Below are 24,492 nucleotides of genomic sequence, written 5' to 3'. Positions count from 1 at the left end.
AGACCATCCATCGCGCCCCACTCCCGGGGCGCGAACGGTCTTCGCCTCGCCCCCGTGCGCACAGAACACTGTTCCTCCCCATACGCGAGGACGAAATCCCCTCCCTGGCAAGCGGATTGCCGCGGCGGGCCAAGCGCGCTACCTGCTCGTTTCCGAACGCCACAGGAGTCGCCCGCATGTTCGAAACACTCGGTTTTGAAGACACAACCGCTCGCCAGGTCGCGGTCTGGTTTGCCCTCGCGCTGGGGCTTGCCTTTGGCTTTCTCGGCCAGCGCAGCCGCTTTTGCTTCCGCCGCGCAGTGGCGGGCGAGGCAGGCGAACGGCGCTCTGCCGGCGGGGTCTGGCTCACCGGCCTCGCCGTGGCGATCCTCGGAACGCAGGCGCTTGTCTCCACCGGTCTGATCTCTTTCGCAGAGCACCGTTACCTTGCCGCCGACCTTCCGTGGCTCGCCATCGTGATCGGCGGGCTGGCCTTCGGGGCCGGTATGGTGCTGACCCGCGGCTGCATCTCGCGCCTCACCGTTCTTACCGGCACCGGCAACCTGCGCGCCCTCACCGTGCTGGCCATCTTCGCCGTGGTCGCCCATGCCACCCTCAAGGGCGTTCTGGCCCCGCTGCGCACCACCCTCGGCTCCGTCACGGCGCCTCTGGGCGAGAGTGCCTCGTTGGCCGCCCTGCCGGGGGGCGCATGGGTCTGGGCGGGCCTCATTGCCGCCGCTGCCCTCCTTTACGCCGCCCGCTCCGGTGCCCGCCCCCTCACGCTGCTCATGGGCGGCCTGATCGGGGCACTGGTGCCGCTGGCCTGGGTCGGTACCGGCTACGTGCTCTATGACGAGTTCGACCCGATCGCGATGGAAAGCCTGTCCTTCACCCTTCCCTCTTCCGAAGCGCTGTTCTGGGCCATCGCCTCGTCGTCGATCCCGGCGGGCTTCGGTGTCGGCCTCCTGGGCGGTGTCATCGGCGGCGCACTTCTGGCCGCCCTCACCTTCCGTGACTTCAAATGGCAGAGCTTCGAAACACCCCGCCAGACCGGCCGCTACCTCGCTGGTGCTGTGCTGATGGGTGTGGGCGGTGTGCTGGCAGGTGGGTGCACCATCGGGGCTGGCCTCTCCGGCACCTCTACGCTCGGGGTCTCGGCCTTCCTCGCGCTCTTCGCGATGGCCGTTGGCGGGGCGGTGACCGTGCGGCTTCTGGGCGAGGCTAATGCAGCTTCTTCCGGATCCGCCGCACTGCAAGCCACACCAGCAGAATGACAATCGGGGTCAGCCCCGCCGTCAGCCAGCCCTTCTCGACGCCCACCGACTTGGCGAAGGGTGCCAGAAAATAGGCACCAAGGCTCACCGCGTAATAGCTGATCGCCACCACCGAGAGCCCTTCAACCGTCTGTTGCAGCCGCAGTTGCAGGTCTGCCCGCTTGTCCATTGAGGCCAGCAGGGCCTGGTTCTGCGCCTGTCGCTCCACGTCCACCCGCGTGCGCAGCAGGTCACTCGCCCGCGCCGCCCGTGCGGCCATCGCTTGCAGCCGCGCCTCGGTGCTCTTCACCGTGCGCATCGCCGGATCGTAGCGCCGGGTCATGAACTCCTTCATCGTCTGCCGCCCAAGGAACCGCTGCTCGCGCAGCACCTCGATCCGCTGCCAGACAATCGCCTCATAGGCCTGCGTTGCCCCAAAGCGAAAGCTCGCTTGCGTCAGCAGGCTCTCGATCTCAGAGGCGATGCGCAGGAGCTTTTTCAACTCGCCCTCCGCAGGCCGACCCCGCTCCGCCGTCATCGCCTCCATCAACTCCGAAAGCGCATTGTCCAGCCGCCCCATCGGCTCTGAAAGGCGCCGCGCACGGCCCAGCCCGAGGAGTGACATCGCCTTGTAGGTCTCGATTTCGGTCAGCCGCTGCACCACGCGCCCCACCCGCTGGCGGCCCACGCCCGGCTTCACGAAACAGGCAAAGCGCACATGGCCTGCCGGGTCGATCCGGTAATCGGTGCCTACCGTTACATCCCCGTCCACCACGTCGCTCACCGCGATGCTCTCGGCCACCATCCAACTGTCGATCTGCTCCGAAATCTCCTCACGATCCGTGGGCATTTCCTCCACCCGGATCAGCGCCGATGTCACCCGCGCGCCGGGTGCCTTGGCCAGCCAATCCGCCGGAAACATCTTGAAGGTCTCGCCATCAAACGGACGATCGGCCACGCCGGGGCCAAAGAGCGTGTAGGTGAAAAACTCGGTGTGGCTCTCCCATTTGATCTGGTAGCGGCCAAGTTGCGCCGAGTAATGGGTGGCATCCGGCTGCGGATGCGGCGCGCCATGCCGGTCCAGCAGGTCGATCAGATGCGCCCGCTCGGCCTCCCGGTCGCGCCCCGCCGCCCCCTGCGCCGGCTTCAACGCCAGATAGGCCGCCCGGCAGGGCACATCGAGCGCCGGAAAGGGCCGCGCGTGCAGCTCGTTGGCCAGTTGATAACGCAGCGGATGGTCTTCGATCTCGGCCATGATGCCCCCCGTTTTATCCCTGCTAGGGCCTGCCCCGCCGTCTGTAAAGAGAAAGAATGTCGCAATATCAGATGCTTATCTGCATACCGCGGTGCACCGACGGGTTTTTTGGCCCGCGCCGCGTAGGGCCGGGCCGTGGCCTGCGTAAAGCCCTGCACAAACCGCAACCCAAACGGAGCCTCCGATGACCCCACGCCTTCTCCTCCCCCTCGCCACCGCTCTGACCCTCGCCGCGCCGGTGCTGGCGCAGGATGGCCGCGCCTTCGAGCGGATCGACAGCAATAGCGATGGCCAGATCAGCCGCGCCGAAATCGACGCCCTGCGCGGCACCGTCTTTGACCTGATGGATTCCAACGGCAACGGCAGCCTCACCCGCGCCGAGGTGGAAGACGCGCAGGCCGCCGCCGAAGGGCGGATGAAGCAGGGGGCCCGGCGGTTGTGGCGCAGTGACGCCAACGGAGACGGCGCGGTGACACGGGTTGAGTTTCTGGCCCAGTAGCGCGGCTTCGACAAGCTGGACGAAAACGGCGACGGCACCATCAATCGCGCCGAGTTCGAGCGCGCGTCAAAGCTCATCCGCCGGTTCATGCAATAACTCAAGCCCCTCCCCCAAACCCCTGAAAGGAAATACACAATGAAAACCCTCATTCTCGCAACAGCCCTCCTGATGCCTGCCGCCGCCATGGCGCAGAGCGTCACCATCACCGGCCACAACGGCGGCACCATCCAGAAGGATCGCAGCTGCGCGCGCGGTGACGGCACGGCCAGTTGCGAGGTCGCCACCACACGCACCGGCCCCGGCGGCGCAACCGCAACCAAGCTGCGCAGCCGGACCACCACGGCAGGCGCGTCTGACACCACCATCACCCGCACCGGCCCGCGCGGCACGATCCGCACGCGCAGCCGCACGGTGCGCTGGTAACCCGGTAGACGCCGCAGCGGCCCGGCCTTTCCCGCCGGGCCGCCTGCCCCTATCCTCAACGGCGAGGCATCAGAGCGGAGCAGATGCAGGACAGGGCAGCGCAAGCCGAGGGCCTCATGGCGGCCATGGCAAGCGGCGACCGGCAAGCGCTGGCGCAGCTCATCACGCTCTATGGGGCCGGGCTGCAACGCTACATGGCACAAATGCTCCCCGAGGCCTCCGAAGCGGAAGATATGGCGCAGGAGGTTTTCCTGCGCGCCTGGCGCAATGCAGGGCGATATGATGCAAGCAAGGCCGCCGTGTCGACATGGCTCTACAGGATCGCCACCAACCTCTGCATCGACCGCGCCCGCCGCAGAGGCCTGCGCCGCTTTCTGGGGCTGGAGACCGCGCCGGAAGAGGCCGCAGATGCCCCGGGCCCGGAACAGGTGCTGGAAGGGCGCGAACGCCTCGCCGCCACCCGCGCCGCGCTCGCCCGCCTGCCCGTGCGGCAGCGGCAGGCGCTTTTGCTCAGGGCCGCCGGAGAGTTGAGCACAGGTGAAATTGCCGCCACGCTGGGCATAAGTCCGGGCGCGGCGGAGCAGCTTTTGGTCCGGGGAAGGGCCGCGCTGCGCAAGCTGCTGGAGACCGAGGATGACTGAGATGACAGATGATGAGATCGACCAGCGTGTGGAGTCGCTGCTGCAAGCCACCCCCGCCGATCCGGCCACGCTCTCGGCCCGCGTGCTCAGCCGGCTCGCCGCACCGCCCCGGCCCTCGCGGCTGGCCCGTCTCACCGCGCCGCTCCCGCTGGCGGGCGGCAGCCTCGCCGCGCTGGCCTGCGCCCTGGTGCTTGGCTACACCCTCGCGCCCACGGGCGACGACATCCTGACCATTCTCGCCCTTGGCGGGCTCACCGGAGGCTTTTGATGAAGACCAAGCGCAACTGGGGCCGCATGGCCCTGATCGCCGTGCTCGCCCTCTCGCTTTTTGGCAATGCGGTCACACTGGGCGCGGTGATGAAGATCCGGGCCAACCGGCAGGCGCTGACCGGCCCCGGGGTGGAAACTGTCCGCTTCCCTCGTCCGCTGCGCCGCACGCTCAATGCCGCCCTGCGTGATAACGCGGCCCAGCTTCGGCCCGCCCTGCAGCGCCTTGCCGCCGCGCGCAGGGCGATGGTTGAAAAAGGCACCGCCCGGCCTTTCGACCGGGCGGCGACAGAGGCAGCCATCCAAGCGTTCCGGGCAGAGGCCGCAGCGGTCATGACCGAGCTGCAGCCCATCCTCCTCGATACCCTCGAACGCGAGGCCGCCAATTAACCCCTTCAGATCACGGCAACATCCAGCGGCGGGAAGCCGTTGAAACCGACCGAGGAGTAAGACGAGGTGTAGGCCCCGCAGCTGCGGATCACCACCTTGTCACCCGCCTTCAGCGAGATCGGCAGTGGCATCGGGCGCTTCTCATAAAGCACATCGGCGCTGTCGCAGGACGGGCCGGCAAGGATGCAGGGGCCGGTCGCCTCGCCATCATGCGGGGTCATGATCTGGTAGCGGATCGCCTCGCCCTCGGTCTCCGCGAGCCCGGAGAACCGGCCAATGTCGAGATAGACCCAGCGGTGCATGTCGTTCTCCGACTTCCGGCTCACCAGTAGCACCTCGGCGGCAATCGCCCCGGCCTCGGCCACCATGCCCCGGCCCGGCTCGGCCATGATGCGGGCGCCCGGAAAACGCGCCTCAACCATGCGCCGCACGCCATCGGCATAGGCCGTCGGCGCCTCAATCTCTTCGCCATAGAACGCAGGAAAGCCGCCGCCGATGTTGATCAGGCTCAGCCCATGGCCCGCCGCCTGCGCATCCGCCCAGACGCCGCCCACAAAATCCAGCACGCCCTGCCACATGGTGGTCCGGCGGGTTTGCGAGCCAACGTGGAACGAGAAGCCAACCGGATCGAGGCCGAGCTTACGGGCGACGCCCAGCAGGTGCAGGGCGGTGTCACGGTCGCAGCCGAACTTGCGGCTGAGCGGCCAGTCGGCCTCGGGGTTGTCGACCAGCAGGCGGACATACACCTGTGCGCCGGGCGCGTGGGCCGCAATCTTCTCCAGCTCCTCCTCGCTGTCGGCAGCAAAGAGGGTGAGGCCCGCAGCATGGGCAAAAGCAATGTCGGAGGCACGCTTGATGGTGTTGCCAAAGCTGATCTGCTCGGGCCGTGCGCCGAGACTGAGGCACAGCTCGATCTCACCGCGCGAGGCCGCATCGAAGTTGGAGCCTTCATCCAAGAGCCGCGCCAGCACCTCACGCGCCGGGTTTGCCTTCACCGCGTAATGGATCGCCGCGCCGCCAAGGCCAGCCTTCAACGCATGAAACTGCCGCGCCACCGCATCGGTGTCGATCACCAGCGTCGGCTTGTCGAAGTCATTGGCGAGGATGAATGCCTCCACACGGGAAGGCACAGAAACGGGAGCAGACGCCAAGGCGCCGTCGAACATCATCGTCATGGTCATCTCCAATAGACCCGGCCATACATGACCGCTCACTTCCAAGGGAGACGTTACCGTCGCTACGTAAACACAGGCGATGATGTGCCGGCCAGAGGCGCGTGCGTTGGCGTCTATGGCCGCGCATTTGCGGCTTTTCCGGATTCGGATCAAGCGAAATTTCCGCCCCGGGCAAAGATTTTCGGGGGCGGGCAGTAACGGCATCAACCGCCCTGCCCGTCCCCTGGTGCTACGCCTTGTTTTTCTTGCATGATTTGGAGGATTTCGAAGCGGCCTTCTTTCTGGCCTTCTTCTTGGCAGCTTTCGCTTTCTCGGCCTTCTTCTTGGCCTTCGCCTTCTCGGCGGCCTTCTTCTCAGCCTTCTTGGCTTTCGCCTTTTCAGCAGCCTTCTTCTCGGCCTTCTTGGCAGCCGCCTTCTTGGCCTTCGCCTTAGCGGCTGCCTTCTTCGCAGCCTTCTTGGCCTCAGCCTTCTTTTTCGCCTTCCGCGCGGCTGCCTTCTTGGCCTCGGCCTTCTTCAGCTTGGCCTTGCTCTCAGCCTTCTTGGCAGCCGCCTTCTTCTTGGCCGCGACGTCCTTGGCCGTCTCTTTCGGCTTCGGCTCGGCCTCGGCGAGCTCTTCCTTCTTCTCGGCAACCGCCTCGGCCTGTGCGACCGTTCCGGCAGATGCCTTCTCCTTGATCGGCACCGCCTTGGCCGCTGGCGCCGCAACCGCGCGGCGTGGCGCTGGTGCCTTGGTCGCCGGCTTGGCTGGCGAAGTCGGCGCCGCAGGATCAGCCGCCGCTGCCTTCCACGCTCGCGCCCGCAGCGGTGAGATTCCCGGGATGGCCGTCAGCTTTGCAACCGGGGCCGCAGCCAAAGCGGCAGGGTCGGAAATGCCCGCCCCCGCCAGTTTGGCCGCCATGGCCGGGCCTATGCCCGCAATGTCGGTCAGGCGTGCCATCAGGCGGCCTTCTTCAGCGCCTTTTTGGCGACTTTCAGCTTTTTCTCCTGCTTGGCGATCTTCGCCTTGCGGGATTTCACTTCTTTCTTCAGGTCTTTGATCTTGGCTTTCTTGGCCATGCTCGGTCCTTTCAGTCAGTTTTGTCAGAGCCGTTTTCCTTCACGAATCCACGGATAAACCGGCGGATTTCGCGTGCGGCGCTGGTATCGAGCTCGTCGCAAAGTTCCACAAAGGCATCGCGCTCATCCTTCTTGATCCGAATGATGAGTTGGCTGTCTTTGCGGTCCTTCTTGGGCTTGCTGCTCTTGGCCACGCGGGTTGGCTCCCTCTCTTGCGTGGGAGCTTGTTACTACAATGTATCTCGATTGTATATACATTCTTTCCGCAGGCCCGTCAGGAACCGCCAGCCCCCTCCAAATGTTGACCACCAAAGGAGGATTACATGACCCACCACCAGAACGACCAAGACACCGAAGCCCTGCGCACCGCGCTCTTTGATGCGCTCAAGGATGAGCGCACCGGGATGCTCGCCATCACCGACCGCGCCTCACACGCGCAGCCGATGACCCACTACTTCGACAAGGAGGCCCGAGTGCTGCGCTTCATCACCGCCAGTGACACTGGCCTGGCCCGTGACATCGGCACCGGAGCGCAAGCGCACTTCACCCTCACCACCGCCGACCGCGAGGTTTATGCCTGCATGTCCGGCCCGATCACCGCAGCAGAAGATCGCGCGGTGCTGGAAGACATTTGGTCCCCCGCCGCCGCCATGTGGTTTGAGGGCGGGATCGAAGACCCCAAGGTGCTGCTGCTGGAAATGCCGCTGCACGAGGCCGCCGTTTGGACCGTTGATGCCAATGCCCTGCAATTCGGCATCGAGATGTTGCGCGCCAACCTCGGCGAGCACACGCCCGATCTGGGCGACCACGCAGTCATCTCGATGGCCGCCTGAGCCTTGTGGCGCGGCCCTGCCCCGGGCCGCGCCACTGTTCGCTTTATTGGCTGGCCGCCATCGGCAGCTCACCGCGCGGCAGGACGGTGTGCGAGAACACATAGTCCAGCGCCTCGGGCAGCGTGTCGATCCAGACCTGCCACTCGTGATCGCCGTCGATCACCCGGTATTCCACATCGTTCGGCTGATGCTCCCGCAGCTTCTGGTAGAGCACCGCACCGTGGTAGGCGATATCGAACACATCATGGTCGCCCGAGTTGATATACATCGGCACCACGACATCCCCCGCAAGGTAATCGTCGAGATAGGCAGTGTAATTCAGCTCGGTCCACTTCTCCGGGTCATAGTTGCCATCGGCGTCCAGATAGGCGGCATGGCGATTGGCCGAAGAGCTAGCTGGCGGCTGCGGCACATAAGCGGCGGGTGACATGGCGGCCCCGGCAGCGAACATCTCGGGGTGCTCCAGCACAAAGTTCACCGTGCCATAACCCCCGGCAGAGAGCCCGCCAACAACCCGACCTTCGCGCTCGGGGATCACCCGCCATGTGGCCTCGATGTGTGGGATGAGATCATCAAAAAATGCCGTCTCGGCACGCTCGTTATATCCATCAACCCACCAGCTCAGGCTGCCCGGCATGATCACCACGGCGGGCGGCATTGTGCCATCGGCAATCGCCTCGTCGATGATCTGCTTGGCGTTGCCATCCACTACCCAGCTCGTCTCATTCCCGCCCGAGCCGTGGAGCAGATACATATGCGGATAAGTCAGCCCGCTGTCGTCATACCCATCAGGCAGATAGACCGTGTAGGCATAGTCCCGCCCCAGCGTCTCGGACGCAAAGCTGTAGGTGGCGATCTCACCAGCGTAACTCGGAAATGCACAAGCGGCCGCAGCGGCGGCGTAAACGAATGTTCTCATGAAAACCTCCCATGCGGGCAAACCAGAGTGGCTGCCCTAGGGGGAAGCTCGCGCGGGGGAAATTGCATGTCAAGAGCACAGGTACAACCCGAGCGCGAGCGGCAAGGCCCCGCCAAAAGCAAAAGGCCCCCGGGGATGCCGGGGGCCTTCAATGGCTCGCTTCGCCGCGATCAGTCGATCATCGGCAGCAGCTTGTTCAGGCTGTCTTTTGCATCGCCGTAGAACATCCGCGTGTTGTCCTTGAAGAACAGCGGGTTCTCGATGCCCGAGTAGCCGGTGCCCTGCCCCCGCTTGGAGACGAACACCTGCTTGGCCTTCCACACCTCCAGCACGGGCATGCCCGCGATGGGGGAGTTCGGGTCATCCTGCGCGGCCGGGTTCACGATGTCATTGGAGCCAATGACAATCACCACGTCGGTATCGGGGAAATCATCGTTGATCTCGTCCATCTCCAGCACGATGTCATAAGGCACCTTGGCCTCGGCCAGCAGCACGTTCATGTGCCCAGGCAGACGGCCCGCAACCGGGTGGATCGCAAAGCGCACCTCCTTGCCGGCGGCGCGCAGCTTGCGGGTGAGTTCACTCACCGCCCCCTGCGCCTGTGCCACGGCCATGCCGTAGCCGGGAACGATTACCACCGAGTCCGCTTCGTTCAGCGCGTTTGCCACGCCGTCGGCCTCGATGGCCACCTGCTCGCCTTCCACGGCCATCTGCTCGCCGCTCGCGCCGCCGAAGCCGCCGAGGATCACGCTCACGAAATGCCGGTTCATGGCCTTGCACATGATGTAGCTCAGGATCGCACCCGAAGAGCCAACCAGCGCGCCAACCACGATCAACAGGTCGTTGCCGAGGCTGAAGCCGATCGCCGCCGCCGCCCAGCCCGAGTAGCTGTTGAGCATCGAGACGACCACCGGCATGTCGGCGCCGCCGATGCCCATGATGAGGTGATAGCCGATGAAGAGCGCGGCCAGCGTCATCAGGAACAGCGGGAAGAAACCGCCGGTGCTCATGTACCAGAACAGGCAGAGCAGCGAGATCGCCGCCGCTGCCGCGTTCAGCATGTGCCCGCCGGGCAGCTTGGTGGCCGCCGAGGTGACCTTGCCCGAGAGCTTGCCGAAGGCAATGACAGAGCCGGTGAAGGTAATCGCCCCGATGAACACGCCGAGGAAGAGCTCGACCGCGAGAATGTTAAGCTCCACCGGGGTCTTATGCGCCACGATGGAGGCGAAGTAGCCCAGCTCTTCACTCTGCGCGCCGTCCGCGACGAGGCGGATGGTGAAATGGGCATTGTACCCCACGAACACCGCCGCAAGCCCGACGAGCGAGTGCATGGCCGCCACGAGCTGCGGCATCTCCGTCATCTGCACCTTGGTGGCCACCATGTAGCCGATCACCCCGCCGCCCGCGATGAGCAGCAGCGTCAGCAGCCAGAGGCCCGAGCCGGGGCCGATGAGCGTGGCCAGCACCGCCAGCCCCATGCCCACGATCCCGTACCAGACAGCCCGCTTGGCGCTTTCCTGCCCCGAAAGGCCGCCCAGCGAGAGGATGAAGAGAACAGCGGCAACAACATAGGCCGCAGTGGTAAATCCGTAATCCATTGCTCCGGCCCCCTTACGATTTCTGGAACATGGCGAGCATGCGCCGGGTGACGAGGAAGCCGCCGAAGATGTTGATCCCGGCCATGAAGACCGAGAGCGCGGCAAGCAGAACCACGAGGAACGAGCTGGAGCCCATCTGCAACAGCGCCCCGACGATGATGATCGACGAGATCGCGTTGGTCACCGCCATCAGCGGCGTGTGCAGCGAGTGCGAGACATTCCAGATCACCTGGAAGCCCACGAAGACCGAGAGTACGAAGACGATGAAGTGCTGCATGAAGCTCGCCGGGGCCACCAGACCCACGGCCAGAAGCAGCACCGCGCCTACGGTGATCAGCGTGACCTGTTGCTTGGTCTGCGCCTTGAAGGCCTCGGCCTCCTGCGCCTTCTTCTCTTCGGGCGTCAGCTCCTTGGGCTTTTCCTTCTTCACAGCCGCAATCGCCTGAACCTTCGGCGGTGGCGGCGGGAAGGTGACTTCGCCGTCATGCGTTACCGTCGCGCCCCGGATCACGTCATCTTCCATGTTGTGGTTGATGACGCCGTCCTTCTCAGGTGTCAGATCCGTCATCATGTGGCGGATGTTGGTGGCGTAGAGCGTGGAGGACTGGGTGGCCATCCGGCTCGGGAAGTCGGTGTAGCCAACGATGGTCACGCCATTGTCGGTCACGATCTTTTCGTCGGCCTTGGTCAGCTCGCAGTTGCCGCCGCGCTCTGCGGCGAGATCGACGATCACCGAGCCCGGCTTCATCATCTCGACCATATCCTTGGTCCAGAGCACCGGGGCGGGCCGGTTCGGGATCAGCGCGGTGCAGATCACGATGTCCATCTCGGGGGCCAGCTCGCGGAATTTCTCCAGCTGCTTTTCCCGGAACTCGGGGCTGGAGGGGGCCGCGTAGCCGCCCGTTGCCGCACCGTCCTGTGCCTCTTCGTCGAAATCAAGGAAGACGAACTCCGCGCCCATCGATTCGATCTGCTCGGCCACTTCGGGCCGCACGTCGAAGGCGTAGGTGATCGCGCCGAGGCTGGTGGAGGTGCCAATCGCGGCCAGACCGGCCACGCCAGCCCCAACTACGAGCACCTTCGCCGGGGGCACCTTGCCCGCCGCCGTGACCTGCCCGGTAAAGAAGCGGCCAAAGTTGTTGCCCGCTTCGATCACCGCGCGGTAGCCCGCGATATTGGCCATCGAGCTGAGCGCATCCATCTTCTGGGCGCGGCTGATGCGGGGCACCATCTCCATCGCCACAACGGTTGCGCCCTTATCGGCGAGCGCAGCCATCTGAAGCTCGTTTTCGGCCGGGGCGAAGAAGCTGATCAGCGTCTGGCCCTTCTTCAGCCGTTTGGCCTCGGCATCGGTGGGCACGCGGACCTTGGCGATCACATCGGCCTCTTTCCACAGCGCAGCAGCGGTTTTCACCACCGTCACGCCGGCCGCTTCATAGGCTTGGTCCGAGAAGCCCGCAGCGGCACCGGCGCCGGCTTCGATCAGGCAATCATGCCCGAGTTTTTGCAATTGAGTGGCCGAATCCGGCGTCATGGCCACACGGTTCTCGCCTTTGAGAACTTCCTTGGGCGTTCCGATTTTCAACGGATGGTCCCCCTTCCCTTTGTGTTCCGCGCGTTCGGCGCAGGCTGGCAGCGGCTCCTACCTATCACCTTGCGTAATTTTGTTACAACCAGAACCGGAACAGGCCACACAAAAGTCTAGGCCCAGCGCCTCACCCGCGCGGCCCAGGCCTCGAATTGCGGGCCAAACGCGCGGCGCAGCCGGGCCTCCTCCGGGGCAATGAACCTGTCGGTGATGACCCAGACGAACAGCGGCAAGAGCACCACGAGGGCAAGCCAGGCCCCCCAAAAGGCGCAGAACCCAGAAAGGATCATTGCGTCGCCAAGGTAGATAGGGTTGCGCGAGCGCCCGTAGACGCCACTGGTGATCAGCGCCTCAGCCTCGCGGTGGGGGATGATCGAGGTCTTTGCGCGGCGAAACTCCATGGAGGACAGCGCCAGCAACAAAAGCCCGCCGCCCACAAGCAGCCCGCCCAGCAGGTCGGTGACCGGGTGCGACCATGTAAGCCCCGGAAAGCGGCTGGCCTGAACCCACGCGAGCGCGATGAAGAGCGCCAGCCAAAGAGGCGGCATGTCGAGCCAACTCAGCGCCGCGCGCCAGCCAGTCTTTCCTGATGGTCCTTGCATCACGTTTGCCCTTTTAGGTGGCCGTTCGCCGGGTGGGCCAAACTCCGGCCCCCGGCAGATCGGCGAAAAGCTCAGCCCACGCTCTTCAGCCCGGGCCGCGCACCACGGGCCTTCCATTCGCGCACCGCGACGCCGAAGGCCTCAAAGAGCGGGCGGCTCACCGGGTCTTCGGCGGCGTTGTATTCGGGGTGCCACTGGACCGACAGCGTGAAGCCCGGCGCATCGCGCACGGTGATCGCCTCGGGCGTGCCATCGGGTGCGGTGCCTTCAATCTGGATGCGCGGGCCGGGGTTTTTGATGCCCTGCCCGTGGAGCGTGTTGGTCATCACCTCGGTCGCGCCGAATACCTCGTGAAACTGGCTGCCCTCGGTGAGCGTCACCTTGTGGCGGAGGGCAAACTTCTCTTCCAGCGTGCCATCGGGCGGCATCCGGTGGTTCATCCGGCCCGGCAACTCACGAATCTCGGGGTGCAACGTGCTGCCCATGGCCACCGCCACCTCCTGAAATCCACGGCAGATGCCGAGGAAGGGCTGGCCGTTTTCAACGCAGGCGCGGATCAGCGGCAGGGCAATTGCATCGCGGGCCCGGTCAAACGCGCCATGCGCCTCTGTCTCCGCCTCGCCGTATTCTTCCGGGTGCACATTGGGCCGCCCGCCGGGAAAGACGAAGCCATCGCACATCTCCATCAGCTCGGGCACGCTCACGAAGCGCGGATCGGCGGGGATCAGCACGGGCATCGCACCTGTCACCTGCGCCACGGCAGCGGAGTTCATCGTGCCGCCCGCATGAACCGGGTATTGGTCGTTCAAGAGATGCGAGTTGCAGATGATACCGACGATGGGACGTTTCATGAGCGTGATCCTGCCATAAGCCTTGCCGCGATCATAGCTTTGCACGATCGGAGCTTAAAGCCGTGTATATGACTCAGCCGCGCACAGCCCCTCTGCCCCAACCTGCATAAGCGCGCGGCAGATTTTGGCCCCGGTGCCCGCTAATCCTGCAACATTCCCCACAGCGCCGTGACGCAAAAGGCGCCGGAAACTCACGCCCGCGCGACGGGGCTGAAACCTTCGCACACACGCCCGCGTGAACGGCGGTGAACGCGTTTTGCCGCAAGGTGCACCGGCTGACACAAGGGCAACCTCGCTCCGGCTATGTCACAGGACAATCGCCAATCTGCTCAGGCCCAGCGCCTCTGCGTTGCCCCCCACCCAAGACAAGAGCCGCTCAAACTCTTGTGATGCGCAGATGTGCACAGGGAGGGCGGCATCTTTTGCCGTTCTTCCAGCGGCTTGGATGACCCATCTCATAACCACCGCCAGCGAGCATCGGCGCTTTCAAACAGAGGGCGCTTCGCCGGCACCACCGCAACCGCCCCTCGGGGCCGCAACCATAACCGCCCGAGAACGGGCAATCACCTACGTGATATCCTAAGGAGACACATCATGACTTTTACCAAAACTTCCATCCTCGCCCTGGCCGCAGCTGCCATCACTGCCCCCGCCTTTGCCGACAACGCCTCGCTCTCCGGCTCGGTCGGTGTTGAGCCCGGCGTTTACTCCATCGAGCAGCTGATCCAGCTGAAAGGCCTTGATGAAGGCGACAACGCGCAGCGTCAGTACATCCTCGACAACCCCGAAGGCGCGAGCGCTGGCGTTTCGTCCAAATCCGTCGTCGGTGGCGGCGCTGGTGCAGACAAGCTGGCGGCTTCCGTTGGCGTCGAGCCGGGCCTCTACTCGGTGGACCAGCTGATCGGTCTGGCCGCTCTGGATGATGGCGACAACGCCCAGCGTCAGTACATCCTCGAAAACCCCGAGGGTGCCAGCGCTGGCCTGTCTTCCAAGTCGGTCGTCGAGGGCAGCGCTGCTGCGAGCAAGCTGGCAGCTTCGGTTGGCGTCGAGCCGGGCCTTTACTCGGTGGATCAGCTGATCGGTCTGGCCGCTCTGGATGATGGCGACCAAGCCCAGCGTGCCTACATCCTGAACAACCCGGCCTTCGGCAGCTAAGCGGCCCACCGGCCATTGAAGGTTCTCCCCGGGGGCGCACGGATCACCGCGATCCGTGCGCCTTTTTTCTCTGCGCTACGGCGCAGATGGCCCAAGCGCTACGCGGGTGAAAGCCATCAGCCCAAAAGGGGGCACGGTCATCCGTGGCCAGCACGCCCAGCCGCGCCCCGAGAAGCAGGCAGCCGCAATGGGCCCCGCGCCTCGCTCGGCCGGACGGCCTAATGCGTTGAAATAACTTAATTATAGAGATGCCTGCCGCGCGGCGGCCCGGCCCTTTTTGTCCCGAGCCACCCGGCAGGCTCGCACCCCCGACTCAACCTCTCCGGTTGTCTCCCAACTGGCGCGCGGCTTACCCCCGCGCGCCCTTTTTCGTGCCTTCGGCCTTAGCGCGTCAGCCCTTGGCCTTTGCCTCGATCCGGCGGGCCTGAAGGATGTTTTGGGTGTAGCCCGAGGGCTCGTCGCGGCCTTTGAACACAAGGTCGCAGGCAGCCTGAAAGGCCACGCCGTCAAACCCCGGTGCCATCGGCTGATAGGCCGGATCGCCCGCGTTTTGCTGATCGACCACCGCGGCCATCTTCTTGAGTGCCTCAAGCACCTGATCCTGGCTCACCACGTCATGCAGCATCCAATTGGCCAGGGCCTGCGCGGAAATGCGCAGAGTAGCTCGGTCTTCCATCAGCGGCACGTCATGCACATCGGGCACTTTCGAGCAGCCAACCCCCTGATCGACCCAACGTACAACATATCCCAATAGGCTCTGGCAGTTGTTCTCCAGCTCGGTCCGGATCTCGTCTCCCGGCAGCTCGCCCTCTTGCAGCGGAATTGTCAGCAGCTCGTCGAGCGGATTGCGAAGCTGCCCCTTAGACTGCTCGGAAATCTCATAAAGCCGGGTAAACACGTCGGTCTCGTGATAATGGGTCGCGTGCAGCACGGCGGCGGTGGGCGATGGCACCCAGGCGCAGGTGCCGCCCTGCATCAGGTGGCCCTTCTTCTGCTCCAGCATCCCGGCCATGTCGTCGGTCATGGCCCACATGCCCTTGCCGATCTGTGCCCGCCCCTTCAGCCCGCATTGCAGCGCGATGTCGACGTTGCGATCTTCATAGGCCTGAAGCCATGTGGCGGACTTCATCCGCCCCTTGGGCACCATCGGCCCGGCCTCGATGGAGGTGTGGATCTCGTCGCCGGTGCGATCAAGGAAGCCGGTGTTGACGAAGGCAATCCGGCCCGCCGCGGCGGCGATACAGGCCTTGAGGTTGGCCGAGGTGCGGCGCTCCTCGTCCATGATGCCGATCTTGATGGTGTTCTTGCGCAGGCCCAGCACGGTTTCGACCGCCTCGAAGGTCTGGCAGACGAAGGCCACCTCTTCGGGGCCGTGCATCTTGGGCTTCACGATATAGATCGAGCCCTTGGGCGAGTTGCGCGGGCGCTCCTTGTCGGCTCCCATGATGTCATGCATGGCGCAGAGCGGGGTGATGAGCGCATCGAGCAGCCCCTCGGGCACGCGGTTGCCCTCTGGGTCCAGCACCGCGTCGGTATACATCAGCAGATCGACATTGCGCACCAGCATCAGCGAGCGGCCCTTCAGCAGCGCGGGGCGGCCCGCCTTGCTTTCAAAGCCGATGTCGGGGTTCAGCTCGCGGATATAGGCGTTTTCGCCCTCGCCCACCGGCGCCGTCAGATCGCCCTTCATCAGGCCGAGCCAGTTGCGATAGGCCAGCAGCTTGTCATCTGCGTCCACCACGGCCACGGAATCTTCCATGTCCATGATCGTCGAGGCGGCGGCCTCAAGGAAGATATCGGCAATGCCCGCAGGGTCGGCCTTGCCGATGGGGTCGGCGCGGTCGATGAACATAACGATGTGCAGGCCGTTGGCGCGGAAGTAGATATCCGTCAGCTTGCCCTTCTCGTCGCGGTTGCAGCCTGCGTATTGGTCGGGGTCGGCCAGCTCGGTGGAGTTTTTGCCGGCAATCACCATCAGCTTGCCCTGCCCGCCCGGTGCCATGGTCGAGACCTCGGCCCAGCTGCCCTTTTTCAGCGGCAGCACCTTGTCGAGATGCGCCTTGGCCCAAGCCACAACCTCTTTGCCACGGGCCTCGTCATAGCCGCCAGCAGGCGGCAGCGAGCCCATCGCGTTGGTGCCGTAAAGCGCATCATAGAGCGAACCCCAGCGGGCGTTGGCGGCATTGAGCGCAAAGCGGGCGTTGGTGATTGGCACCACCAGTTGCGGGGCGCAGACCGACGAAATCTCGGGGTCGATCCCTTCGGGCTCCACCGAAACCTCCTCGGGCTCTTCCACGAGATAGCCGATCTCGGTGAGCATCGCCTTATAGGCCTCCATATCGGGCGCACCCCGATTGGCCATGTGGAAGGCGTCGATTTTCTCCTGAAGTTCCTGCCGCTTGGCCAGCAGCGCGGCGTTCTTGGGGCCAAAGGCCTTGACCAGCGCAGCCATCGCGGCCCAGACCGCCTCGGCCTCTACGCCTGTGCCCGGCACAGCCTCGTTTTCCACGAAAGCGGCCAGGTCTGCAGTCCACTGCAGCCCGGCTTTCTCAATGCGGTCGGTCATGTAATTGTCCCTGTTCTCAAATCTGCGGCTTCGGCTCTGCCGCGGATGTCAGACTAGGCCAAATGCGAGGGTGTCGCAATCTGGCCCAGCCCATTTCGCAGCGCGATCCGAGAACGGGACGGGCAGGGTCAGTCGGCTGCGGGTGCGACGACGCCGCCTTCGGGGGTGGCATTGCGCGGCGTGTTTCCTTCGTCGGCAGACCAGGTGAGCCAAGCTGCGATGGCCAGAACGCCCACCAGCACGGCAGCGCCGATGCCCAGCAGCGGGGCAGAATGGTTTTTGGTTTGCTTCTCGATGTTGGTGTCGGGAGCCGACATGGGGTTTCCTCTCTCGTTGCAGGTTGGTGCCGCCGTAGAGGCACCCTAGGGCTCGGGGTTAGACCGGTTGCTGAGCCCGCTTCAGGGGCATAACGTCCGGGCACCGAGTTTGGTTCATTTCCCCGCAGGAGCCCCATGAAAGACGCCGCCCCCCAGCCCGTTCGCCTTGCCGAATACACGCCCTTTCCCTTCCTCGTTGAGCAGGTTGAGCTCTGGTTCACCCTTGCGGGGGCCGAAACGCGGGTGCGCTCGAAGATCCGCTTTGCGCCCAACCCGGCGGCGGACCCGGCAAGCGAGATCTATTTGCACGGCAGGGAGCTTGAGCTGATTTCGGCGCGGATCGACGGGGCCGAGGTTGCGCCCGTGGTCACGCCGAAGGGCCTGACCTTCCCGGTGCCCTCCGGTGCCTTTACGTGGGAAGCGGAGGTGCAGATTGACCCGACGACAAACACCTCGCTCGACGGGCTTTACACCTCGGGCGGGATGTATTGCACCCAATGCGAGGCGGAGGGGTTTCGCAAGATCACCTTCTACCCCGACCGCCCCGATGTGATGGCCCCCTTCCGGGTGCATATCGAGAGCGACGCGCCGGTGCAGCTTTCCAACGGCAACCCGGTGGAGCCGGGCGTGTGGGACGACCCGTGGCCCAAACCCGCCTATCTCTTCGCGCTGGTGGCGGGCGATCTGCGTGCGTTTTCCGGCGATTTCAAAACCATGTCGGGCCGCGATGTGGAGTTGAACATCTGGGTGCGCCCCGGCGACGAATCCCGCGCCGAATATGCGATGGACGCGCTGAAACGCTCGATGACATGGGATGAAGAGGTCTATGGCCGCGAGTATGACCTCGACGTCTTCAACATCGTTGCGGTGGATGACTTCAACATGGGCGCGATGGAGAACAAGGGCCTCAACATCTTCAACTCAAAGTATGTTCTGGCCTCGCCCGAAACTGCGACCGACACGGATTACGACTTCATTGAAGGCATCATCGCCCACGAGTATTTCCACAACTGGACGGGCAACCGCATCACCTGCCGCGACTGGTTTCAGCTTTGCCTGAAGGAGGGGCTGACGGTGTTCCGCGACCAGCAGTTCAGCTCTGACATGCGCGGCGCGGCGGTGAAGCGGATCACCGAGGTGATGCAGCTGCGCGCCCGCCAGTTCCGCGAGGATCAGGGGCCGCTGGCGCATCCGGTGCGGCCGGAGGAATACATCGAGATCAACAACTTCTACACCGCGACCGTTTATGAAAAGGGCGCGGAGGTGATCCATATGCTGCGGGCCTTGGTGGGGGCCGAGGGCTACGCCAAGGCGCTTGATCTCTATTTTGAGCGGCACGATGGCGATGCGGCAACCATCGAGGATTGGCTGAAGGTGTTCGAGGATGCCACCGGGCGCGACCTCACGCAGTTTTCGCGCTGGTATTCGCAGGCGGGCACGCCCCGGCTCACGTTGAACGAAAGCTTCAAGGACGGCACGCTAACCCTTGATTTTACGCAAGAAACCAAGCCAACCCCGGGCCAGCCGGAGAAGAAGCCGCAGGTGATCCCGATTGCTGTGGGGCTCATCGGGCCAAATGGCGATGAGGTGGTGGAAACCCGCGTTTTGGAAATGAACGAAGCGCGGCAGAGCTTTGAGCTTACAGGACTTTCAGCCAAACCTGTTGCCTCGGTTCTGCGTGGCTTCTCCGCGCCCGTTGTGCTGGAACGCCAGCTTGATAATGCCACCCGCGCCTTCCTGCTCGCCCATGATACCGACCCGTTCAACCGCTGGGAGGCGGGCCGTGTGCTGGGCAAGGAAGTGCTTACCCGCATGGTCACCGAAGGTGCCGCCCCCTCGCCCGATCTGCTCAGCGGCCTGCACCGCGTTGTCTCGGACGATAGCCTTGATCCGGCCTATCGGGCGCTGATGCTGGGGCTGCCCTCGGAAGATGACCTTGCTCAAACGCTTTTCGATAGCGGCCATGTGCCCGACCCGACGATGATTCACGCCGCGCGTGAAAGGCTGATGGAGGCGATGGCGACCGAGATGGAGCCCACCCTCGCACGGCTTTATGAAGAAATGGAAACCCCCGCGCCCTACTCGCCCGCTGCGACGGATGCGGGCAAGCGCGCACTGCGCACCGCCTGCCTTGGGCTGCTCTCACGGCTGGATGGCTGCATGCGGGCGATGGCGCTCTTCGAGGCGGCCGACAACATGACCGAAGAGCTAGCGGCGCTGGCGGTGCTCACCCGCCACGGCAAGGGCGACGCGGCGCTGGCGGCCTTCTATGAAAAGTGGCGGGGCGACCGGCTGGTGATGGACAAGTGGTTCATGCTGCAGGTCATGCAGGCCCCGCCCGAGCGGATGGCAGAAGTTGCCAAGAGCCTGACGGAGCACGCGGATTTCGACTGGAAAAACCCCAACCGCTTCCGCTCTGTGCTGGGGGCGATGCAGGCCAACCCTGCGGGCTTTCACCGGCCTGACGGCGCAGCCTATCGGCTTTATGCCGACTGGCTGATCCGGCTCGATCCGCTGAACCCGCAAACCACCGCCCGGATGACCACGGCCTTTGAAACATGGGCCCGATACGACGAGGACCGCCAGCAGATGATCCGTGCCGAATTGGAGCGGATCGCGGCGCTGGAGGGGCTTTCGGAGAACACCGGCGAGATGGTGGGACGGATCCTCGGCTAGGATGTCATCCTCGGGCTTGACCCGAGGATCTCATGCGGTGGGAGATCCTCGGGTCCGGCCCGAGGATGACAGCCATAGGCGGGTGTGGAAACCCGCGGGTCCAACCCGAGGATGACGGCTCAGCTCTTTGTCGGGCGAGGCTTCGGGCGCATCGTCGACAGCGGGCGGCAGTAGCTTTGGCGGCGGGTATAGGCCGCTATGTCCGCCCGTTTCTTGCGGTAGACCATCGGCCCCCAATCCGCCGCGACGCCGCCCTTTCCATTTGCGCCCACCACGCCATCGCGCCGCACCGTCTTCGTCATGATCCGGATCGCGCAGCTGAGGTTGGTTGGCCCATGCAGCAGCGCAGCGCCGCTACGGGCGCGGCAGCCGTAGAGCCGGGCGGTGGAGGGGGTGATTTGCAGCAACCCGTGCCAGCGCCCACCGCCGCCGACCGCATGGGCGCGATAGGTGCTTTCGTGCTTGGCGAGGGCCGAGAGAAAGCCAACCCAAAATTCCGCCCGCTTCTCAACAGGATGTGCGGCGTAGCTCGGGCACCATGTTTCGATATCGCGGGGCACGAACTCCAGCAGTGGGCGGCCATGCGCCTTGAGCGCCGATATGGCTGCGCGGGTCCATATGGTGCTGCCGGGCACGCTCTCCCAGCGGGTGCGCGGGAGGGTTGCGGGCCGTGCCCGGGGGCGCAGGCGGGTGACACGGGGCACCGCGGGCGTGACCCCTTCGGGCAGCACCCCACCCATGGCCGAGATGCGCGGCAGGGGCCGCAGCGCGGGCGCTTCGGCCAGCGTGGCGCCGGGCAGCAGTGCGGCGAGCGCTGCGGCAAGGATTGGTAAAGAGCCCCTCATCACCGGCAATCAGTGCGCATTTGCAAGGGCTTAGCAAGGGCTCTGAAGGTCGATATCCGGCTGATTAATGCCGATGCGGAAACAGTTTTGCGCCCAACAGGCGGATTTTGCCCTTCCTATAGCACAATTCTATCACCCGGCCCTGCGCCGCACCCATCTTGCCGCGCTTGCCCTAAATCCGCGTAAACCCACCGCCTTGCCCCCTTCTGCGCAAGGGCCTAGAAGGGCCTGAAACAGCCGCGGAGTTCCCCATGCTCGACCTCACATATGAAGCCCCCAAGCCCAAAATCATCTCCGGCGCGACCGGCGACTGGGAGTTGGTGATCGGGATGGAAGTGCATGCGCAGGTCTCGACCAAGGCCAAGCTTTTCAGCGGGGCAAGCACGCAGTTTGGCGCCGAGCCCAACAGCAACGTCGCCTTCGTGGACGCCGGGATGCCCGGGATGCTGCCGGTCATCAACGAGGGCTGCGTGGCGCTAGCGGTGAAGACCGGGCTGGGGCTGAAGGCCGAGATCAACCTGCGCTCTGCTTTCGACCGGAAGAACTATTTTTATCCCGATCTTCCGCAGGGTTATCAGATCAGCCAGCTTTATCACCCGATCGTCGGTGAAGGCGAAGTGCTGGTGGAGATGGGCGAAGGCGTGGCCCGCAAGGTGCGCATTGAGCGTATCCATCTGGAGCAGGATGCGGGCAAGTCGATCCACGACATGGACCCGAACATGAGCTTCGTGGACCTCAACCGCACCGGCGTGGCGCTGATGGAGATCGTCAGCCGCCCCGACATTCGCGGCCCCGAAGAGGCCGCCGCCTATATCGCCAAGCTGCGCCAGATCCTGCGCTACCTCGGCACCTGCGACGGCAACATGCAAAACGGCAACCTGCGGGCCGATGTGAACGTGTCTGTCTGCAAGCCGGGGCAGTATGAAAAGTACATGGAAACGCAGGATTTCTCGCATCTCGGCACGCGCTGCGAGATCAAGAACATGAACTCCATGCGCTTTATTCAGGCCGCGATTGACCATGAGGCCAAGCGCCAGATCGCGATTCTGGAAGATGGCGGGAGCATTGATCAGGAGACGCGGCTTTACGACGCCGACAAGAACGAGACCCGCTCGATGCGCTCCAAGGAAGAGGCGCATGATTACCGCTACTTCCCCGATCCCGACCTGCTGCCGCTGGAGATTGAGCAGGGCTGGGTGGACGATATCGAGGCCTCCCTGCCCGAACTGCCGGATGCCAAGAAGGCGCGGTTTATCGGGGATTTCGGGCTGAGCGACTATGACGCGAGCGTTTTGACCGCCGAGGTGGAAGCTGCTGATTTCTTTGAGAAAGCCGCCGAGGGCCGTGACGGGAAGCTGGCCGCCAACTGGATCATCAACGAACTCTATGGCCGCCTCAAGAAAGACGAGAAGGAGCTGGTGGATAGCCCGGTGAGCCCGGCGCAGATCGGCCAGATCATCGACCTTATCAAATCCGATGCCATCAGCGGCAAGATCGCCAAGGATGTCTTTGAAATCTGCTACACCACGGGCCGCGAGCCGGAGGAGATTGTCGAGACCGAAGGCATGAAGCAGGTCACCGATACCGGCGCCATCGAGGCCGCCGTCGATGAGGTGATTGCCGCCAATCCGGGCCAGGTGGAGAAGGCCAAGGCCAACCCCAAGCTGGCGGGCTGGTTCGTTGGGCAGGTAATGAAGGCGACCGGCGGCAAGGCCAACCCGAAGGCGGTGAACCAGCTGGTTTCCGCCAAGCTGGGGCTATAACCGGCGTCAATCGGCGACTGCCTATAACAAAAGTTGATATGCACAACCCGTGCACATCCTATGCACAGGCCATACCTGCGATTCTGCCAAAGGTTGACAGGTAGTTAGGCAAAAGCGCCACAGCAATTTTGAATTGGACGGGCGCAGAGGGCGGTGTTTGGACTCATCGCATGGCGCGCGTTAGTCTGGTGCGCGTGACTGGAATCAGGGGGCAAAGATGCCGCGTTACGAATATCGTGTGGTGCCCGCGCCGGAGCGCGGCAAGAAGGCGAAGGGGGCCAAGGGCACCTCGGGCCGCTTTGCCGTGGCGCTGCAAGACGTGATGAACGAGATGGGCGCGGCGGGCTGGGAATATCAGCGCACCGACACCCTGCCCTGCCAAGAGCGCGTGGGCCTCACCGGCAAGCAGACGACCTTTCAGCACATGCTGGTGTTTCGCCGCGAGATGGCCGCTGAGGCTGTGAGCGACGAGGAGGTGGCCGGGCTGCTCACCGCACCGCAGCCCGAGGGTGCTGCGGATGAGGCGGTGCAGGCGGAGGAGCCCGCCGAAGACCCCGCCCCCGCCGAACCCAAGCGCGATGCCGTGGCCGCCGCCCGCGATGCCGCCGCCGCGCTTTCGGCCCGCGCCCGCGAAGGCAAGGCTCCCGCACTTGGCCCGGCCACATCGGGCCACGCGGAAAAGCCCGCCAGCAAGACGGATTTCGCGGCGGAGTAAGCCTCGCACCGATGCAAGCTCTGGCCCGTCCCGCTTGGGGCGGGTTTTTATGTTGTGGGAACCGTGCGCCGCGCCCGGCTAGTTGGCACGGCCCGCGCTACACCTCTATGGCGAGTGCGTGAATGCGCGGAAACAGGTCGGCCACTGCTGCGTTTACCGCGCGGTGTTTGGCCACCCGGTTCTTGCCCTCCAGCGCCTCGGCCACCATGCGCACACGAAAGTGGCTGCCGTCCGGCGAATATCCGCCATGCCCCCGGTGAGCCTCACTTTCATCCAGCACCTCTAGGCTTTGCGGCGCAAAGGCCTCGCGCAGGCGCGTCTCTATCTCGAATGCAAGCGTCATTTTTTCGTCTGCCCCCTTCTCACTCGGCACGAAAAGTCTAAACTTCATGGTCCGAGTCGAACAGGTTGCCAAGCAAGAATGGGGCTGCAGGCATGAATAGAGACGATCCGTTTGGTTTCGATATGTCCGTATCGTCGGACAAAAAGAAGCGCCAGCGCGGCCGTCGCGGCATGTCTGGCGCTTTCGAAACCTCCCAGCGCGTATGCGAGCATGAGGGATGCGAGGAGCCGGGCCAGTACCGCGCGCCGAAAAACCCCGACACGCTGGATGACTATTATTGGTTTTGCCGCGACCACGTGCGCGAATACAATCTGAAGTGGAATTTCTTCAACGGCGCGACCGAAGAAGAGATGGAAGCCCAGCTAGACCGCGACAGGGTGTGGGACCGCGAGACAAAGCCGTTCCGCCGCTCTGCCGAAGAGAAGGCATGGGCGCGGCTCGGCGTGGATGATCCGCATCAGGTGCTGGGCGAGAACGCCACCCAAAACCCGGGCCGCGCTGGCAACGGAGGCGGCCGTCGCCTGCCCCCCACCGAGCGCCGGGCGATCGAGATTCTCGAAGCCAAGGACAACATGACCAAGGCCGAGATCCGCAAGTGCTACAAATCGCTGATCAAGGTGCTCCACCCCGATATGAACGGCGGCGACCGGAGCCAGGAAGAGCAGCTGGGCGAGGTTGTCTGGGCGTGGGATCAGATCAAGGACAGCCGTAGCTTCAAGTGAGGTCTGCGGGGCTGGCCTGCCGAGGCCGGCCCAATTGCCGAGCGTCAAGTCAGGCCGCCAC

26 protein-coding genes are annotated in these 24,492 nt (G+C 64.4%); 13 read left to right on the top strand and 13 right to left on the bottom strand.

Annotated elements, in window-relative coordinates; translation table 11 throughout:
* The first annotated feature begins 176 nt into the window (after window positions 1-176).
* On the top strand, window positions 177-1,253 hold the full coding sequence (locus tag FHY55_RS08555; protein WP_140013785.1) for a YeeE/YedE family protein: 1,077 nt from the start codon (window positions 177-179) through the stop codon (window positions 1,251-1,253).
* On the opposite strand, the gene FHY55_RS08550 is transcribed toward FHY55_RS08555, so the two are convergent.
* Window positions 1,201-2,487, bottom strand: a complete 1,287-nt coding sequence (locus FHY55_RS08550; RefSeq protein ID WP_140013784.1) for a DUF3422 family protein — start codon at window positions 2,485-2,487, stop codon at window positions 1,201-1,203. The genes FHY55_RS08555 and FHY55_RS08550 overlap by 53 nt on opposite strands.
* A 184-nt stretch (window positions 2,488-2,671) precedes the next feature.
* On the opposite strand from FHY55_RS08550, the gene FHY55_RS08545 reads away from it, so the two are divergent.
* The 6 genes from FHY55_RS08545 to FHY55_RS08520 all read left to right on the top strand — a co-directional run bounded on the left by FHY55_RS08545 (window position 2,672) and on the right by FHY55_RS08520 (window position 4,707).
* Window positions 2,672-2,986 carry an EF-hand domain-containing protein gene (locus tag FHY55_RS08545; RefSeq protein ID WP_140013783.1) on the top strand — a complete coding sequence of 105 codons (315 nt, stop codon included), beginning with the start codon at window positions 2,672-2,674 and terminating at the stop codon, window positions 2,984-2,986.
* 15 nt (window positions 2,987-3,001) lie between these two features.
* Window positions 3,002-3,082 (top strand): hypothetical protein, encoded by an 81-nt coding sequence (locus FHY55_RS20965; protein ID WP_140016056.1) that lies wholly within the window; start codon window positions 3,002-3,004, stop codon window positions 3,080-3,082.
* A gap of 39 nt (window positions 3,083-3,121) precedes the next feature.
* Complete coding sequence (locus FHY55_RS08535; RefSeq protein WP_140013782.1) at window positions 3,122-3,409, top strand: hypothetical protein; 288 nt, start codon at window positions 3,122-3,124, stop codon at window positions 3,407-3,409.
* Between the two features lie 83 nt (window positions 3,410-3,492).
* Window positions 3,493-4,050 (top strand): RNA polymerase sigma factor, encoded by a 558-nt coding sequence (locus FHY55_RS08530; RefSeq protein ID WP_140013781.1) that lies wholly within the window; start codon window positions 3,493-3,495, stop codon window positions 4,048-4,050.
* The gene (locus FHY55_RS08525) at window positions 4,043-4,318 is read left to right on the top strand and encodes a hypothetical protein (protein ID WP_140013780.1); all 276 of its coding nucleotides are present in this window, start codon (window positions 4,043-4,045) and stop codon (window positions 4,316-4,318) included. Before FHY55_RS08530 ends, FHY55_RS08525 begins: the two co-directional genes overlap by 8 nt.
* Window positions 4,318-4,707: a periplasmic heavy metal sensor gene (locus FHY55_RS08520; RefSeq protein WP_140013779.1), complete on the top strand. Its 390-nt coding sequence runs from the start codon at window positions 4,318-4,320 to the stop codon at window positions 4,705-4,707. Before FHY55_RS08525 ends, FHY55_RS08520 begins: the two co-directional genes overlap by 1 nt.
* A 5-nt stretch (window positions 4,708-4,712) precedes the next feature.
* Here the strand turns inward: FHY55_RS08520 and FHY55_RS08515 are convergent, their stop codons facing one another.
* The 3 genes from FHY55_RS08515 to FHY55_RS08505 form a co-directional block, all read right to left on the bottom strand.
* Complete coding sequence (locus FHY55_RS08515; protein ID WP_140013778.1) at window positions 4,713-5,882, bottom strand: type III PLP-dependent enzyme; 1,170 nt, start codon at window positions 5,880-5,882, stop codon at window positions 4,713-4,715.
* A gap of 229 nt (window positions 5,883-6,111) precedes the next feature.
* Window positions 6,112-6,819 carry a helix-hairpin-helix domain-containing protein gene (locus tag FHY55_RS08510; RefSeq protein ID WP_140013777.1) on the bottom strand — a complete coding sequence of 236 codons (708 nt, stop codon included), beginning with the start codon at window positions 6,817-6,819 and terminating at the stop codon, window positions 6,112-6,114.
* A 130-nt stretch (window positions 6,820-6,949) separates the two neighbouring features.
* On the bottom strand, window positions 6,950-7,132 hold the full coding sequence (locus FHY55_RS08505; RefSeq protein WP_140013776.1) for a hypothetical protein: 183 nt from the start codon (window positions 7,130-7,132) through the stop codon (window positions 6,950-6,952).
* 129 nt (window positions 7,133-7,261) lie between these two features.
* On the opposite strand from FHY55_RS08505, the gene FHY55_RS08500 reads away from it, so the two are divergent.
* Window positions 7,262-7,771: a pyridoxamine 5'-phosphate oxidase family protein gene (locus FHY55_RS08500; protein WP_140013775.1), complete on the top strand. Its 510-nt coding sequence runs from the start codon at window positions 7,262-7,264 to the stop codon at window positions 7,769-7,771.
* Window positions 7,772-7,814: 43 nt separating this feature from the next.
* On the opposite strand, the gene FHY55_RS08495 is transcribed toward FHY55_RS08500, so the two are convergent.
* The 5 genes from FHY55_RS08495 to FHY55_RS08475 form a co-directional block, all read right to left on the bottom strand.
* On the bottom strand, window positions 7,815-8,690 hold the full coding sequence (locus FHY55_RS08495; protein WP_140013774.1) for an esterase family protein: 876 nt from the start codon (window positions 8,688-8,690) through the stop codon (window positions 7,815-7,817).
* A 170-nt stretch (window positions 8,691-8,860) separates the two neighbouring features.
* Window positions 8,861-10,288, bottom strand: a complete 1,428-nt coding sequence (locus FHY55_RS08490; protein ID WP_140013773.1) for an NAD(P)(+) transhydrogenase (Re/Si-specific) subunit beta — start codon at window positions 10,286-10,288, stop codon at window positions 8,861-8,863.
* A 13-nt stretch (window positions 10,289-10,301) separates the two neighbouring features.
* Window positions 10,302-11,873 (bottom strand): Re/Si-specific NAD(P)(+) transhydrogenase subunit alpha, encoded by a 1,572-nt coding sequence (locus FHY55_RS08485; protein ID WP_140013772.1) that lies wholly within the window; start codon window positions 11,871-11,873, stop codon window positions 10,302-10,304.
* Between the two features lie 116 nt (window positions 11,874-11,989).
* Window positions 11,990-12,478 (bottom strand): isoprenylcysteine carboxylmethyltransferase family protein, encoded by a 489-nt coding sequence (locus tag FHY55_RS08480; RefSeq protein WP_254695461.1) that lies wholly within the window; start codon window positions 12,476-12,478, stop codon window positions 11,990-11,992.
* 71 nt (window positions 12,479-12,549) lie between these two features.
* Window positions 12,550-13,329 carry a gamma-glutamyl-gamma-aminobutyrate hydrolase family protein gene (locus FHY55_RS08475; protein ID WP_140013771.1) on the bottom strand — a complete coding sequence of 260 codons (780 nt, stop codon included), beginning with the start codon at window positions 13,327-13,329 and terminating at the stop codon, window positions 12,550-12,552.
* A 594-nt stretch (window positions 13,330-13,923) separates the two neighbouring features.
* On the opposite strand from FHY55_RS08475, the gene FHY55_RS08470 reads away from it, so the two are divergent.
* On the top strand, window positions 13,924-14,484 hold the full coding sequence (locus tag FHY55_RS08470) for a hypothetical protein (protein ID WP_140013770.1): 561 nt from the start codon (window positions 13,924-13,926) through the stop codon (window positions 14,482-14,484).
* A gap of 391 nt (window positions 14,485-14,875) precedes the next feature.
* Here the strand turns inward: FHY55_RS08470 and FHY55_RS08465 are convergent, their stop codons facing one another.
* Together FHY55_RS08465 and FHY55_RS08460 are read right to left on the bottom strand one after the other, a co-directional pair.
* Window positions 14,876-17,050, bottom strand: a complete 2,175-nt coding sequence (locus tag FHY55_RS08465; RefSeq protein WP_140013769.1) for a malate synthase G — start codon at window positions 17,048-17,050, stop codon at window positions 14,876-14,878.
* Window positions 17,051-17,178: 128 nt separating this feature from the next.
* Entirely contained in the window at window positions 17,179-17,367 is a 189-nt protein-coding gene (locus FHY55_RS08460) for a hypothetical protein (protein ID WP_140013768.1), read from the bottom strand.
* 135 nt (window positions 17,368-17,502) lie between these two features.
* On the opposite strand from FHY55_RS08460, the gene pepN reads away from it, so the two are divergent.
* On the top strand, window positions 17,503-20,043 hold the full coding sequence (gene pepN / locus FHY55_RS08455; RefSeq protein ID WP_140013767.1) for an aminopeptidase N: 2,541 nt from the start codon (window positions 17,503-17,505) through the stop codon (window positions 20,041-20,043).
* A gap of 119 nt (window positions 20,044-20,162) precedes the next feature.
* On the opposite strand, the gene FHY55_RS08450 is transcribed toward pepN, so the two are convergent.
* A complete protein-coding gene (locus tag FHY55_RS08450; protein ID WP_254695460.1) occupies window positions 20,163-20,888 on the bottom strand; it encodes a transglycosylase SLT domain-containing protein in 726 nt (241 codons plus the stop codon).
* Between the two features lie 251 nt (window positions 20,889-21,139).
* On the opposite strand from FHY55_RS08450, the gene gatB reads away from it, so the two are divergent.
* Both gatB and FHY55_RS08440 read left to right on the top strand, forming a co-directional pair.
* A complete protein-coding gene (gene gatB / locus FHY55_RS08445; RefSeq protein WP_140013766.1) occupies window positions 21,140-22,651 on the top strand; it encodes an Asp-tRNA(Asn)/Glu-tRNA(Gln) amidotransferase subunit GatB in 1,512 nt (503 codons plus the stop codon).
* 217 nt (window positions 22,652-22,868) lie between these two features.
* Window positions 22,869-23,366, top strand: a complete 498-nt coding sequence (locus FHY55_RS08440; RefSeq protein WP_140013765.1) for a DUF4177 domain-containing protein — start codon at window positions 22,869-22,871, stop codon at window positions 23,364-23,366.
* 97 nt (window positions 23,367-23,463) lie between these two features.
* On the opposite strand, the gene FHY55_RS08435 is transcribed toward FHY55_RS08440, so the two are convergent.
* A complete protein-coding gene (locus tag FHY55_RS08435) occupies window positions 23,464-23,709 on the bottom strand; it encodes a BolA family transcriptional regulator (protein WP_140013764.1) in 246 nt (81 codons plus the stop codon).
* 92 nt (window positions 23,710-23,801) lie between these two features.
* On the opposite strand from FHY55_RS08435, the gene FHY55_RS08430 reads away from it, so the two are divergent.
* Complete coding sequence (locus tag FHY55_RS08430; RefSeq protein ID WP_140013763.1) at window positions 23,802-24,431, top strand: J domain-containing protein; 630 nt, start codon at window positions 23,802-23,804, stop codon at window positions 24,429-24,431.
* The last annotated feature ends 61 nt before the right edge of the window (window positions 24,432-24,492 follow it).

This window comes from Oceanicola sp. D3, from assembly GCF_006351965.1.
Classification (GTDB): Bacteria; Pseudomonadota; Alphaproteobacteria; order Rhodobacterales; family Rhodobacteraceae; genus Vannielia.
Note: the sequence above shows the minus strand (reverse complement) of the source record. Positions and strands in the feature narration are given on the sequence as shown.

What these genes read in the sequence shown, in the direction of transcription:
- FHY55_RS08555 (WP_140013785.1), top strand. Translation starts at nt 177, where the DNA reads ATGTTCGAAACACTCGGTTTTGAAGACACAACCGCTCGCCAGGTCGCG.
- FHY55_RS08550 (WP_140013784.1), bottom strand. Translation starts at nt 2,487, where the DNA reads ATGGCCGAGATCGAAGACCATCCGCTGCGTTATCAACTGGCCAACGAG.
- FHY55_RS08545 (WP_140013783.1), top strand. Translation starts at nt 2,672, where the DNA reads ATGACCCCACGCCTTCTCCTCCCCCTCGCCACCGCTCTGACCCTCGCC.
- FHY55_RS08535 (WP_140013782.1), top strand. Translation starts at nt 3,122, where the DNA reads ATGAAAACCCTCATTCTCGCAACAGCCCTCCTGATGCCTGCCGCCGCC.
- FHY55_RS08530 (WP_140013781.1), top strand. Translation starts at nt 3,493, where the DNA reads ATGCAGGACAGGGCAGCGCAAGCCGAGGGCCTCATGGCGGCCATGGCA.
- FHY55_RS08525 (WP_140013780.1), top strand. Translation starts at nt 4,043, where the DNA reads ATGACTGAGATGACAGATGATGAGATCGACCAGCGTGTGGAGTCGCTG.
- FHY55_RS08520 (WP_140013779.1), top strand. Translation starts at nt 4,318, where the DNA reads ATGAAGACCAAGCGCAACTGGGGCCGCATGGCCCTGATCGCCGTGCTC.
- FHY55_RS08515 (WP_140013778.1), bottom strand. Translation starts at nt 5,882, where the DNA reads ATGACGATGATGTTCGACGGCGCCTTGGCGTCTGCTCCCGTTTCTGTG.
- FHY55_RS08510 (WP_140013777.1), bottom strand. Translation starts at nt 6,819, where the DNA reads ATGGCACGCCTGACCGACATTGCGGGCATAGGCCCGGCCATGGCGGCC.
- FHY55_RS08500 (WP_140013775.1), top strand. Translation starts at nt 7,262, where the DNA reads ATGACCCACCACCAGAACGACCAAGACACCGAAGCCCTGCGCACCGCG.
- FHY55_RS08495 (WP_140013774.1), bottom strand. Translation starts at nt 8,690, where the DNA reads ATGAGAACATTCGTTTACGCCGCCGCTGCGGCCGCTTGTGCATTTCCG.
- FHY55_RS08490 (WP_140013773.1), bottom strand. Translation starts at nt 10,288, where the DNA reads ATGGATTACGGATTTACCACTGCGGCCTATGTTGTTGCCGCTGTTCTC.
- FHY55_RS08480 (WP_254695461.1), bottom strand. Translation starts at nt 12,478, where the DNA reads ATGCAAGGACCATCAGGAAAGACTGGCTGGCGCGCGGCGCTGAGTTGG.
- FHY55_RS08475 (WP_140013771.1), bottom strand. Translation starts at nt 13,329, where the DNA reads ATGAAACGTCCCATCGTCGGTATCATCTGCAACTCGCATCTCTTGAAC.
- FHY55_RS08470 (WP_140013770.1), top strand. Translation starts at nt 13,924, where the DNA reads ATGACTTTTACCAAAACTTCCATCCTCGCCCTGGCCGCAGCTGCCATC.
- FHY55_RS08465 (WP_140013769.1), bottom strand. Translation starts at nt 17,050, where the DNA reads ATGACCGACCGCATTGAGAAAGCCGGGCTGCAGTGGACTGCAGACCTG.
- FHY55_RS08460 (WP_140013768.1), bottom strand. Translation starts at nt 17,367, where the DNA reads ATGTCGGCTCCCGACACCAACATCGAGAAGCAAACCAAAAACCATTCT.
- pepN (WP_140013767.1), top strand. Translation starts at nt 17,503, where the DNA reads ATGAAAGACGCCGCCCCCCAGCCCGTTCGCCTTGCCGAATACACGCCC.
- FHY55_RS08450 (WP_254695460.1), bottom strand. Translation starts at nt 20,888, where the DNA reads ATGAGGGGCTCTTTACCAATCCTTGCCGCAGCGCTCGCCGCACTGCTG.
- gatB (WP_140013766.1), top strand. Translation starts at nt 21,140, where the DNA reads ATGCTCGACCTCACATATGAAGCCCCCAAGCCCAAAATCATCTCCGGC.
- FHY55_RS08440 (WP_140013765.1), top strand. Translation starts at nt 22,869, where the DNA reads ATGCCGCGTTACGAATATCGTGTGGTGCCCGCGCCGGAGCGCGGCAAG.
- FHY55_RS08435 (WP_140013764.1), bottom strand. Translation starts at nt 23,709, where the DNA reads ATGACGCTTGCATTCGAGATAGAGACGCGCCTGCGCGAGGCCTTTGCG.
- FHY55_RS08430 (WP_140013763.1), top strand. Translation starts at nt 23,802, where the DNA reads ATGAATAGAGACGATCCGTTTGGTTTCGATATGTCCGTATCGTCGGAC.